The sequence below is a fragment of the Novosphingobium sp. B-7 genome (assembly GCF_000410615.1).
GTDB lineage: Bacteria > Pseudomonadota > Alphaproteobacteria > Sphingomonadales > Sphingomonadaceae > Novosphingobium > Novosphingobium capsulatum.
In genome coordinates, this window is the sequence record NZ_KE148520.1 from 47,260 (window position 1) to 58,827 (window position 11,568).

Genomic DNA, 11,568 nt, shown 5'->3' on the forward strand with positions numbered 1-11,568 from the left:
CGCATGGATGGCATCACGTTCCTGCGCAAGCTGATGCAGCAATGCCCCGTGCCGGTGGTGATGTGCTCGTCGCTGACCGAGGAAGGCTCGGATACGCTGCTCGAAGCCATGCATGCGGGCGCAGTCGACGTGATCCTGAAACCGCGCGTGGGCGTGGCCGATCACCTTTCCGAAAGCCGGCTGATGATCCGCGACACGGTCAAGGCAGCCGCGCGGGCCAAGGTGCGTGGCGGCCGCCGCTCTGCCGCAGCCAGCGCGCCGCCCTCGCTCCATCCCCAGCCCAAGCTGACCGCCGATGCCGTGTTGCCGCCTCCCCCGGCACGCGCCGCGGGCAGCAAGGCGATGAGCCGCACCACCGAAATGGTGGTGTGCATCGGCGCCTCCACCGGCGGCACCGAAGCCTTGCGCGAAGTGCTGGAAGCGCTGCCCGCCAATTCGCCCGGCATCGTCATCGTCCAGCACATGCCCGAACATTTCACCCGCGCCTTTGCCCGCCGGCTCGATGGCCTGTGCGAGGTATCGGTGAAGGAGGCCGAAGACGGCGACACCGTGATGCGCGGCCACGTGCTGATCGCGCCTGGCGGCAAGCATACGCTGCTCGAACGCCAGGGCGCGCGCTACCTTGTCTCGGTGCGCGACGGGCCACTGGTCAGCCGGCATCGTCCCTCGGTCGATGTGCTGTTCCGCTCCGCCGCGCGCTGCGCCGGATCGAACGCAGTGGGGATCATCATGACCGGCATGGGTGACGATGGCGCGCGGGGGCTGCTGGAAATGAAGGAGGCCGGCGCGCGCACTGTCGCCCAGGACGAAGCCACCTCCATCGTGTTCGGCATGCCCAAGGAAGCGATCGCGCGCGGCGCCGCCGATCGCATCGTGCCGCTTGGCGCGATCGCCCAGGAACTGTTGCAGGCTACGGCGCGATAAGGAGAGCCGCGATGCAACCCGAACCGCTGATGCCGCCCATGGCAGATACCCCGCCGCCGCCGGCCGATGCCGCGCTCACCGCGCCATTGCGCCTGCGCCTGGCGGATATCCTGCATGGTCTCGACGATCATTTCACCCGCATCGGCACCACGCTGGAGCGGACGGTAGAGGCTATTTCGGCTGTGGTTGGCACCCTCGGCCAGATCAGCGCCGCCCTGGGCGATGGCGATGGTTCGGGCGCGGTGGGAAACCTCACCCGCGCGGCCAAGCGGCTTTACAGCGTGGCCGATCAGGCCGCCCGTCGGGCCGACCAGGTGGGCCACATCCGCGCCGTATCGGCCCGCCTCACGGCACAAATCCATGATCTGCAACGCACGCTCGATGCGCTCAAGATCTATGGCATGAACGTCAAGATTGCTGCGGGTGGCGCGCGCGACTTTGTCGATTTCGCCGATCTCATGGCGCAGAAACTGGACATGGGCAAAGCCGACGCCGCCGGCTTCGACGGGCGTCTGGCCGAGCTGGAAGCCGGCCTTGCCAGCATGCTGCGATCGGATTCGCGGCTGGTCAACGAATGCGCGCGCGTGGTGCCACAGGTGCCAGACCGCCTGATCCGCGATGCCGGCGCGCTGGCCAGTCACCAGGATGGCCTGGCCGCGATGGCGCGCACAACCGGAGAGATCGCCGCGACGATCCAGGCCAAGGTCGCGACCGTGCTGGGCGCCATCCAGATCGGCGATATTGCCCGCCAGCGGTTGGAACATGTGTTGGCCGGATGCGAGATGCTCGACGCGCACCTGGGCGGGCGCCCGCCCGGCTCCCCCGCCGAAGAGGCGGCCTGCCACCATGTGCTGGCCCTGCTGCACGCCCAGCTTGAAGAAACCGCCATCGATTTCCGCCGCGAAACGCTGGTGCTTGTGGGATCGATGCACGATCTTGAGCCTGAGGCCAACCGCCTGCTGGCGTTGCAGGCCCCCGCCGCGCCGGCCGATCACGATCCCGCGCAGCAGCATGCCGGCGAAGCGGCGTTCCTGCGCGAGCTGGAAAGCGGGATTGCCGAAGCCACCGCCATGATCGCGCAACTGCAAGAGGCAGATGCCCAGGCCGAACAGACGCTGGGCCTGATCATCGCCACCGTGGCTGACCTCATAGCCCGTGCCGCCGCAATCCGTCACTTGCGGGTCGACGTGCAACTGATGGCGATCAATATCGGCCTGTCCTGCCGGCGGGTTGAAGCGATCGGCCGGCCCATGACCGTCATCGCCAACGAAATTCGCAGCCACGCCGAAACGCTGGACGGTGCGGTCACGCATATCAACGCCGCCGCCAGCGATCTCGACGGATGCTCGGCCGCGATGCGCGGCACAGACCGTTCCGGCGAGGTCGGCACTGGCGACGAACTCGCGCTCTCGCTGGCGATGATCCGCCAAGGCGCGCAGCGCACGGAACAGGCCATCGCCGTGGCCAGCCAGCAGAGCGACACCATCGCCACCATGCTGCGCAAGACGCGGGACGAACTGGAAGTGAGCCTCGACCTGGCCAAGACGATCGAGGCGATCGCGGTGCGCACCGCCGACCTTGCCGGCAGTGGCAACAGCGATGATCCCGCCGCCCATGCTGCGATCGCCGCGCTGATGAACGCGCTGGGACAGATCTATACCATGGCGAGTGAACGCGTGGTGCACGATCGCTTTCTCCTGCACGGGATGGTGCCGCTCGCCAACAGCCAGCCCACGTCCGGCTTTGGTCCCGGTGACGCCCAAGACGATGACGACGACGCCTTGTTCGACGACGCACTGTTCTGATCTGCGGCGGCGGCGAATGCGACGCAGGCAGCACCCGTGCTGGACCTGCGCGCCTGCCTGCCTATAGTCTGCGGCATATGAACCAAGTCGCGATCCCGCCAATGCTTGCCACACCCGGTGGTCCCTCCCGTGGCAGACCGCGGCAGTTCGATCCCGATGCAGCCTTGCTCGCCGCTCTGCACGTGTTCTGGACACGCGGCTATGACGGCGCTTCGTTGTCTGACCTGACGGAGGCGATGGGGATTACCCGGCCCAGCCTCTATGCCTGCTTTGGCAACAAGGAATCCTTGTTTCGCAAGGCCTTGGACCTTTACGAGCGGGACAAGCTGGCGTTCATGACCCAAGCGCTTTTGGCGCCAACCGCGCGCGGTGTGGCGGCGGCCATGCTACGCGATGCCCTGGCAATGTTGACCACCAGCGAGGGCGGACGGGCGTGCTTTGGCGTGATGCACGCAGTCGCTTCCTCCACCTATGACGAATCGATGCGCCAAGAAGTGATTACCCGCCGCGCTGCCTATGAGCAGGCGCTGCTTGCACGGTTCGAGCGGGCCGAGGCGGAGGGCGATTTTCCCGGATACACCGCGCAGGCGCTATGCGCCTATTGCCTGTGCCTGTTGAGCGGAATGAGCGTCCAAGCCGGTTCAGGTGCTGATTTTGCGCGCCTTCATACGATCGTCGAAACCGCCTTGGCACTCTGGCCGGGGCGTTGAGCAACGCCCGCCGTTTGCGATACCGAGCGGTATATAAACTTGTTGACGCGGCATCTGCGGGTTTCTATACCAATTGGTATTGAAAGTCGCGGGGCCAGCCGGCTTCTCCCCCCATTGGCCGGCATCCCCCCATCCCCATGGTCCCTCGCGGGCTTTCTTTATTCGACGCGTCCCCCGCGCGTCGGCAAAGGGCGGCCGGGCAATAGGCTTTTTCGTAAAGCAGCCCGGCCGGGCCTGGCCCCGGTTTCGTCGATGCGCGTGCGTGCCCGCTATTGCGCGTTGACGAAACCGGTTCCCTGCAAGCTAATTTGCACAGCAACACCGATTGCAGCTGTCGTTTTCTCCTAACTCATGTCAGTTTGTTGCAATTACTCGGCGTAGATCACCGTACCCCGTATCGCTACGGTATTGGTTGCCGAGCCTGCAATCTAAGGCTGATTTCGGTTATAACTGAACAGGTTCGGTCTGCCGAACCGGGATGGGCGAGATCAACGTGGCGCAACGCACCGTTCACATCGTGGATAGCGATGCCCTGCATCGTCGGGATCTGGCACAATTGATACGTCAGCAAGGGCTGGACTGTCATCCTTTTGCCGCGTCTGCCGATCTGGCAGACGCGCTGGGCTATCTTCCCGCCGGCTGCGTCCTGCTGGCCTGGCGCACGCCTGAGCCCCCTGCCCAAGCCACGCCCATCGCCGGCGAAGAGGAAGGCCCTGGCCCGATGGTGCGCGCGGTCCTTTCGCAACGGCCAGAGATGGCCGTGATCGTCATGGCCGTTTCCCCTACGATCCCGCAGGTGGTCCAGGCCCTGCGCGCCGGCGCCGTGGATTTCCTGGAAATGCCGGTTCAGGCCGATGCCTTGCGCCCGGTCCTCGAACACGGCTTTTCGATCCTGCCCGCTCGCGTCGCCCAGCAGCAGCGCGTGGGCCAGGCTACGGCCTTGACCACACAACTGACCCCGCGCGAGCAGGAAGTGCTGCGGGGCGTGGTTGCCGGGCTGACCAACCGCGCCATTGCCGAACGGCTAAGGATCGGGGTACGCACAGTGGAAATGCACCGGGGCAACATCATGCAAAAGCTGCAAATGGACAATCTGGCTGCCCTGATCCGTTTCGCCGTGTTCACCGGCGTTCTGGATCAAGGGCTTGATGCAGCCTGAGGGTGGGGCCACCGTGCAGCATTGGCTCTATGCCAGCAATTGCGCCGTTGCGCCCGCCTGGGCCGGTCCTACCGTAGAGGCCCTGGTTGCCCACGCGGCGCTGCGCAATGCCGAATGCGGCCTCAGCGGCGCCCTGCTGTTTACCGGGCAGCATTTCATCCAGGCACTGGAAGGCCCCGCCACCGCACTGGCGCAGATGCGAAGCACGATCTGTGATGATGTGCGCCACACCCACATCATGACGCTGGCCGAAGGCACGCTGCCCTATCGCCGTTTCGATGGCTGGGCACTCGCCTATGCCGGGGCATCAGTCTATCTGGCCGGCCAGGTTCGCACGGCCATGGCCGATGGTGCACCCGCGCTACTAAGCCTGTTGCAGGCGTTTGCCAGGCCCCTGCCCGGCGCGAACCCCGGCTGCGGCCAGCATCGTGCGACGTGATCAACATTTGTTAACCCCGCAATCGCAATCTGCACGTAATCATTGAGCCCGCCTGCGCCGCAGGCGGTGCCATGTGGAGAGAGCGCCGGTGCCCCGAACGACGTTTCCGGCCGGTGCCGGCGCGGATGCCGCTGCCGGCGGGCCAGCACTGGCCGACCGCATCTATGCCGAACTCGTGCGCGGGCTCTATGCCACGCCATTGCAAGCGATCTACATGGCGGTGATCTTTGCCGCCTATCTCGCCCTGATGATCCACGACACAGGGGATCGCGTGATCATGGTACTGGGTTGCCTGGCGGCTTGTGCCTGGACCACGCGGATCATCCTGGCGGTGCGCTTGCGTCACCGCGCCCTGACCGCCCTGCTCGACCGGCCCGCCGCGCGCCGGCTGGAACTGCTGTTCGCTATCCCCTATGGCAGCTTTGCCGGGTTGCTCGGCCTGATCGGGGCGCGGGTGATCCACCTGGATCGTGGCGATGCGCGGGCCCTGACGATCTGCGTGCTTGTCGGGTTTTGTGCAGGCGTGGCGACCGGCGTTGGCGCCCGGCCGCGTCTTGCCTCGCTGTTCATGGCCCTGGCGATGACACCAACCCTGCTGCTCGCGCTGGCCGAGGCCCGCCCTTTGACGATCGGGCTGGCGTTTATCGCCACGGCTTTCGTGATCGGCGGCCGACAGTCGCTGCGCATGCGCCATGACATGGTCAAGGCTGAGATCGGCCATCGGCTGGTCTCGCTCTCGCTGGCCCGGCGCGACAACCTGACCGCCCTGCCCAATCGCCTCGCCCTGCGCGAGCATTTCGAGGCCAATGCTGCCGTCATGTCTCCCCACGGCCTCGTCGCCGTACATTATCTCGATCTCGATGGCTTCAAGCCAGTCAACGATGCCTATGGCCACGGCACTGGCGATCGCCTGCTGGAACAAGTGGCCAATCGCCTGCGCGGCGCGATCCGCAATGGCGATATCGTTGCGCGCCTGGGCGGCGATGAATTTGCCGTCGTGCAATTTGGCCTGTCACGCAGCGAAGAGGCCGGTCTTCTCGCGCAGCGCCTGCGCACCACGATCGCCGAGCCGTTCGAGGTGGATGACCATGTCATCCTGATCTCCACCTGTGTGGGCAGCGTGGTGAGCGACAATCGCGCCGATCAGCTCGATGCGCTGCTGCAGGAGGCGGACGCGCGCCTGTACCAGGCCAAGCGCGAGCGCGGCGCCAATCGCCGCCGCGTCGCCTGAGGCTGCGTCAGATCTCGCTCAATTCGGCGACCAGGTCATAGGCATCGCCACGATAATAGCTGTGGGTGATTTCGATCACCCGGCCATCGGGCAGAAACGCCCGGCGTTCGATGAACAGGCACGGATCGCCGGCAGCGATGCCCAGTAGATCGGCCATCTCCGCCGGAAAGCCGATCGCGCGCACGCGCTGCAGCGCCCGCACCGGCCTGTGCCCAGCCTGTTGCAAGGCCGTGTAGAGCGAGTTCTCGACCGTCGCGACCGAAGGCAGGCCCCAACCCGGCACGGTGGCGCCTTCAAGCGCCATGGTCACGCCATCGGCGTAACGGATGCGCTGGAAGCGATAGACTTTCGAGCCCGGCGACAGGCCCAGCGATAGCGATTCCTCGGGCGTAACGAGGCCTTCGGAACGATCGATCCACTTGTTGCCGGGCTTGCGCCCGCGCGCCATCATGTCTTCCGAAAACGATGACAGCGCCGAAAAGCTCTTTTCCACGCGGCCGCTGCTGGCTTTCTGAAGGTTTTCCGAGACAAAGGTGCCCGCGCCCTGGCGCCTTTCCAGCAAGCCTTCTTCCACCAGGCCATCGATCGCCTTGCGGATCGTGACGCGCGACAGCCCGTATTCCTCGCAAAGGTCGCGCTCGCTGGGCAGAGCGGCGCCGGCGGCAAGGCGACGGCTGTCTACCGCGTGACGAATAAGCTTTTGCAGCCGCATGTAGCGTGGGCCGGCTTCGTTTTCCCGAAGCGCACCAATCTGATCAACGAAGGCCATGGCTCTCCTTTACGCCCAAGCACTACGCCGCCCGGGAACCGAGAACAACAGGGATTTTATCTGTATGGCAATGGTTATGGATTGAACTCACACCCAATCAAGGCGCTGGGCAAGAATCGGGACGTTGTTCGAATGCATGCCGTGGCGCGATTCTGCCGTTGGACCAGCGTGATGGCCGCATTTTTCGGTCCGATATGGAAAATTCATGTGTTTGCGTGGCTGACCCCGGATGTGTCGCTGAGCCTGCGCTTGCCTCATACCGCATATGCGCAATCGCGCCGTCATGAAGGCGATGCGCAGAACCGTTACAGTTGTTATCGCGTGCCCCAATCCGCTGATTGAGCGGAGCCTGACGATGGGGCCTGCAGCGCAGCCGACGTAGGCGCAAGCCAACCCTGTTTACGGCAATTTCCGTTGTCGCGTCGGGATATTCGGCAATATCGCTGGCTATCGCCAGGCCTGTGCAACCTTACGCAAGCGCCCGGACATGCAGACGCCGAAAGATCGTTAACGTCAGCGCATGGATTGCTGCCGGAAAACCGGCCTCCTGCGTGCTGCAACGCGTCATGATCTGGCTATGGCCCCAGACAATGACGGTGCCAACGTGCCGTAGCGGTGGAAAACGCGCCGGCGAATGAACGCAAACCCATGGTTCTTCGTCTCTCCGCCGATTTACAGCGCGCAAATCAGGCGTTAGGCCCCACGCAGCATTTTGGAGAAACGCTACCATGAACACTACTGAACTTGTCGATGCCGTTGCCGCCAGCCAGGGCATTGCCAAGGCCGAGGTCCGCAAGACGGTCGACGCCGTTTTCGCCGCCATCGCCGAAGCCGCTGCCAAGGGTGAGGAAATCTCGCTGAACGCGTTCGGCAAGTTCAAGGTCAAGGACGTGCCGGCCCGCGAAGGCCGCAATCCCTCGACCGGCGAACCGATCCAGATCGCGGCTTCGCGCAAGCTCAGCTTCGCGCCGGCCAAGGCTCTCAAGGACAAGCTGAACGGCTAATCGCCGCTGCTGGCTTTTTCCCCTCGGAAAGGCGTTTCGTGGATTTCGACGACCAGATGCGCCGCTACTTCGGCGCTGCCGATCCTGCATCGGTAGCGCCAGCGGCACTGGCCGCGGGCATGGAACGCCTTTCCGTGGATTTTGGCCTGGAGCATGATCCCGGCCGGCGCTTTGCGATGTGGGCGTTGATGCACATCCTGGGCAATGCGCCCGATCTCGACGTGGCCTTTCCCGATCCTGCCGAGCGGGACGCTGCGCGCAACTTCATGGATATGCTGGACCAGCTCCAGGCGCAGGCCCCCACCGACCCCGCTTGAGCGCCCATCGCGCCGCGCAGGCTTTCCCAGCGACGCCGATCAGCTTCACGTGATCGTGACGATCTCCACCGCTTCGGCCTTGCCACCAAAATCCACATATTCGCCCGCTTCGGCGCCCATGATCGCGCGCGCCAGCGGCGCGGAAAACGCCAGCAGGCCTGCCGCTGGGTCGGCCTCGTCGTCGCCGACGAGCGTGACCGTCCGCTCCCGACCGTTGTGCACCAGCGTGACCGTGGAACCGAACTCCACCACGTCACCGGCCGGCGCAGGCATTACCTGGGCGGTGGCCAGGCGCGTACTCCAATAGCGCAGATCGCGGCGCGCGGCCTTGAGCGCCTCCTCATCCTGCAGCGTGGCGATCAATGCCTCCACCTCTGCCACTCTGGCGCTCAATTGCGCCAGGCCACGCGCCGTTACCAGATTGGGCCCAGCCGGGATCGGCCGCTCGAACTTGGGTTCGAGATGCTCGTCATCACTTTCGCGGCGGAACGCAACGCTCATGCCTGGTCCTTGGTCAGCAGGGGTGGGTCCCCCCTCTTGCCCGCTTTGCGCGACAGAGCAAGAGCAGCCACCGCCCCACGAGCGCAGACCATAAAAAGCCGGCGGGCAAAAGCGCAAGCCTTGCCCGCCGGCAGCAGGGTGAAATAGAGTTGCGAGCGTCACAATGCCCTGCGCGCACCGAAAAGGCCAGAGGGGCCAGCAAGCCATTTCTCTGCGTGAAATGCTTGGCGGCATGGCCATGCTGTTTCACAAGGATTGCCAGCCATGTCACTCGCCTATGTTCTCGATGCCCCGGCCCATGCCATTGCCCAGGCGCTGGCGGCCGATGCCAACGGCGATGTCTGGACCGGTGGCGCGGTGAACCCGGGCGGCTATGCTCCGGTGGTGGTGCGCGGCCGCGATGGCCGGCGGCGCCTGGTGCCGCGCCAATGGGGCGTGCCACCACCGCCCCGCGGGCAGCATGTGGTGACGACGGTGCGCAATGTGGAAAGCCCGTTCTGGATAGGCACTTTGCGCCATCCCGAGATGCGCTGCCTGGTGCCGGCCACGCATTTTCGCGCAGGCGGCGCACGGCGGTGGTGGCGATCGCCCGATGCGCCGATCATGGCCTTTGCCGGCATCTGGCGCGATTCCGAAGTGCCCAGCTTTGCCATCCTGACCGTTGGTGTCGACGCGCTATCGGGCCCAGCCAATCCCCCCGCCTCCGTCCCCCTGCTGCTGACGGCGCCGCAACAGGCGCGCTGGCTGGCGCAAGGCTGGAAGGAGGTGGACACGCTGGTCCAGGCGCTTCACCCCGATCGGATCATGCCACTGGGCGATTGAGCGGCGGCTGCTTTTTACGAACCGTACCCAAGCCTGCCTTACGCGCCCGCCTATTTTGCACCGAATAACAGTTTTTTTTGGAAACTGATCTTGGCTTTGCGCGTTGGCGACACCATTGGAGTTTTTACGGACCGTCATGTCAAAGCGCTGCGCCACTGGCGCGGTGCGCATTCTATCGAGCGGAAATGAGACAGGAATTCAATCAACACGGCGGGGTGGCGATCATCCGCGCCAAGGATTTTACCCCCACCGAAGTCAGCCGCCCGGTGCCCCGCGTAGGCGTGGTGAGCAATCCGCGCAGCCACCGCAACAACGGCGGCTCACGCCCGACCGAACTGCCCGAGGCCGTCGTGTTCAAGCGCGAACCCTCATCGCGCAACGAACTGGTCAGCATCATCACCCAGTTTGCCAACGAAGGCGTCGAACTCATTGTAATCGATGGCGGCGACGGCACCGTACGTGATGTCTTGAGCGTGGCGCACATGGTGTATCGCGGGGCATTGCCGCGCGTGGCGGTGATCCCCTCGGGCAAGACCAACGCGCTGGCGTTCGATCTGGCCTTGCCCGCGCACTGGAGCCTGGGCGACGCGATCCGAGCGCACATGGAAAACCGCGTCGCCGACCGCGCGCCGGTGCATATTCACTGGAACAACAATGCCCTGCCCGACCAGCTCGGCTTTATCTTTGGCCTGGGCGTGTTCAGCCGCGCAACGTTGCTGGCGCAGCGCGTTCACCGCAAGGGCATGTTCAACGCCATCGCGGTGGCAATGACCGTGCTGATGGCCTTGCTGAAGAGCCTGTTCGGCGGGCCGCGCAACAGCTGGCGCCGTGGCGACATGGCGCGGGTGTCGCGCGATGGCGTGGAGATCTTTGCCGAACGCGTCTATCTCATGCTGGCCTCGACCTTGCGGCAGATGCCGGTGGGCCTGCGCCCGTTCGGTCGCATCCGCGACGGGCTAAAGTTCCTTACCGTCAAGGCCCCGCCCCGTGCCCTGCACCGCAATTTCCTGGCGGTGATCAAGGGACGGGAATCGCCGGCATTGGAAGCAGATGGCTATATCCGCCGCGATGCGGACAAGGTCTATCTCTCGCTCGACCGGGGCTTCATCCTTGATGGCGAGCAGTTTCCCGGCGGCAATCTGATCATCAGCCGGGGCCGGCCGATCCAATTCGTGGTTCCGGCATGAGCCTGAACCAGGCGGTGGCAGCCAGCCTCGCACAACCGGTAAAGCCAGAGATCGTGGCGGCGGCCCGCCAGGTCTGCGCCCGGCTCGGTGGCGATGCCGTGCTGTTTTATGGATCGAACCTGCGGCGTGACGATCTGGAGGGGCTGGTTGATTTCTATGTCCTCCACCGCCGCCCGGCGCGCGGCTTGGCGGCGTTGATCTGGCCCGACGTTGGCTATCATGAAATCGGTCTTGGCGCCGTCACCGTGCGGGCCAAGGTCGCGGTCATGTCCCTGGCGCAATTTCGCCGGGCGGCGCGCGGCGAAAGCATCGATACCACGGTATGGGCGCGGTTCTGCCAGCCTGCCCGGCTGCTCGTGGCCAACGACCTTGCCATGGCTGCTGCGGTCACCCAGGCGGTGGCCGATGCTATTGCCACGGCCGCCCGCTTTGCCCTGGCGCTTGGCCCAGGCCAAGGCCCGGCGCAGGCGTGGTGGCGGGCGCTGTTCCGCCAGACCTATCGCGCCGAACTGCGGGTGGAACCGCCCGCCCGCAGCGACGCCATCCTCTCGGCCGATCCAGCCCATTTTGCCACGATGCTGCCGCTTGCCTGGGCCAGCCAGGGCATCCTGCTGTCTGGCAGCGGCGCGGCCTGGCAACCGGAAGTACCGCAAGGACAGCGCCGCCGCTGGCAGCGCGCCTGGCGGTTGCGCCGCGCGCT

The 11,568-nt window shown here is 65.2% G+C and carries 13 protein-coding genes and 1 pseudogene; 12 read left to right on the top strand and 2 right to left on the bottom strand.

Translation table 11 applies throughout. The features are described from left to right. The 6 genes from H926_RS30465 to H926_RS0124105 all read left to right on the top strand — a co-directional run. On the top strand, positions 1–924 hold a 924-nt coding region (locus H926_RS30465), incomplete at its 5' end, for a chemotaxis response regulator protein-glutamate methylesterase (RefSeq protein WP_043611315.1). A gap of 11 nt (positions 925–935) precedes the next feature. Beyond that, complete coding sequence (locus H926_RS0124085; protein WP_022678504.1) at positions 936–2,729, top strand: hypothetical protein; 1,794 nt, start codon at positions 936–938, stop codon at positions 2,727–2,729. Between the two features lie 101 nt (positions 2,730–2,830). Then, positions 2,831–3,439: a TetR/AcrR family transcriptional regulator gene (locus H926_RS0124090; RefSeq protein WP_028658450.1), complete on the top strand. Its 609-nt coding sequence runs from the start codon at positions 2,831–2,833 to the stop codon at positions 3,437–3,439. Between the two features lie 478 nt (positions 3,440–3,917). Continuing rightward, positions 3,918–4,598 (top strand): response regulator transcription factor, encoded by a 681-nt coding sequence (locus H926_RS31355; protein WP_022678506.1) that lies wholly within the window; start codon positions 3,918–3,920, stop codon positions 4,596–4,598. Beyond that, a complete protein-coding gene (locus H926_RS31360; RefSeq protein ID WP_022678507.1) occupies positions 4,588–5,037 on the top strand; it encodes a BLUF domain-containing protein in 450 nt (149 codons plus the stop codon). The genes H926_RS31355 and H926_RS31360 overlap by 11 nt, the downstream gene beginning before the upstream one ends. An 88-nt stretch (positions 5,038–5,125) precedes the next feature. After that, positions 5,126–6,268 carry a GGDEF domain-containing protein gene (locus H926_RS0124105; protein ID WP_022678508.1) on the top strand — a complete coding sequence of 381 codons (1,143 nt, stop codon included), beginning with the start codon at positions 5,126–5,128 and terminating at the stop codon, positions 6,266–6,268. A gap of 7 nt (positions 6,269–6,275) precedes the next feature. Here H926_RS0124105 and H926_RS0124110 read toward each other — a convergent pair whose 3' ends face one another. Next, the gene (locus H926_RS0124110; protein ID WP_022678509.1) at positions 6,276–7,037 is read right to left on the bottom strand and encodes a GntR family transcriptional regulator; all 762 of its coding nucleotides are present in this window, start codon (positions 7,035–7,037) and stop codon (positions 6,276–6,278) included. A gap of 171 nt (positions 7,038–7,208) precedes the next feature. Between H926_RS0124110 and H926_RS35370 the strand changes: the two genes are divergently transcribed. The 3 genes and pseudogenes from H926_RS35370 to H926_RS0124125 all read left to right on the top strand — a co-directional run bounded on the left by H926_RS35370 (position 7,209) and on the right by H926_RS0124125 (position 8,358). After that, entirely contained in the window at positions 7,209–7,379 is a 171-nt protein-coding gene (locus tag H926_RS35370; protein WP_156306442.1) for a hypothetical protein, read from the top strand. A 368-nt stretch (positions 7,380–7,747) separates the two neighbouring features. Then, positions 7,748–8,041 (top strand): annotated as a pseudogene (locus H926_RS0124120) (HU family DNA-binding protein); the annotation flags it as partial. Positions 8,042–8,079: 38 nt separating this feature from the next. After that, complete coding sequence (locus H926_RS0124125; protein ID WP_022678512.1) at positions 8,080–8,358, top strand: hypothetical protein; 279 nt, start codon at positions 8,080–8,082, stop codon at positions 8,356–8,358. 45 nt (positions 8,359–8,403) lie between these two features. Here H926_RS0124125 and H926_RS0124130 read toward each other — a convergent pair whose 3' ends face one another. Beyond that, positions 8,404–8,859 carry a GreA/GreB family elongation factor gene (locus tag H926_RS0124130; protein ID WP_022678513.1) on the bottom strand — a complete coding sequence of 152 codons (456 nt, stop codon included), beginning with the start codon at positions 8,857–8,859 and terminating at the stop codon, positions 8,404–8,406. A gap of 264 nt (positions 8,860–9,123) precedes the next feature. On the opposite strand from H926_RS0124130, the gene H926_RS31365 reads away from it, so the two are divergent. The 3 genes from H926_RS31365 to H926_RS30485 form a co-directional block, all read left to right on the top strand. Beyond that, the gene (locus tag H926_RS31365; protein WP_022678514.1) at positions 9,124–9,681 is read left to right on the top strand and encodes an SOS response-associated peptidase family protein; all 558 of its coding nucleotides are present in this window, start codon (positions 9,124–9,126) and stop codon (positions 9,679–9,681) included. Between the two features lie 185 nt (positions 9,682–9,866). Beyond that, entirely contained in the window at positions 9,867–10,868 is a 1,002-nt protein-coding gene (locus H926_RS0124140; protein ID WP_022678515.1) for a diacylglycerol kinase family protein, read from the top strand. After that, positions 10,865–11,568: hypothetical protein (locus H926_RS30485; RefSeq protein ID WP_022678516.1), on the top strand; the 704-nt coding region annotated here is incomplete at its 3' end. The genes H926_RS0124140 and H926_RS30485, both read left to right, overlap by 4 nt.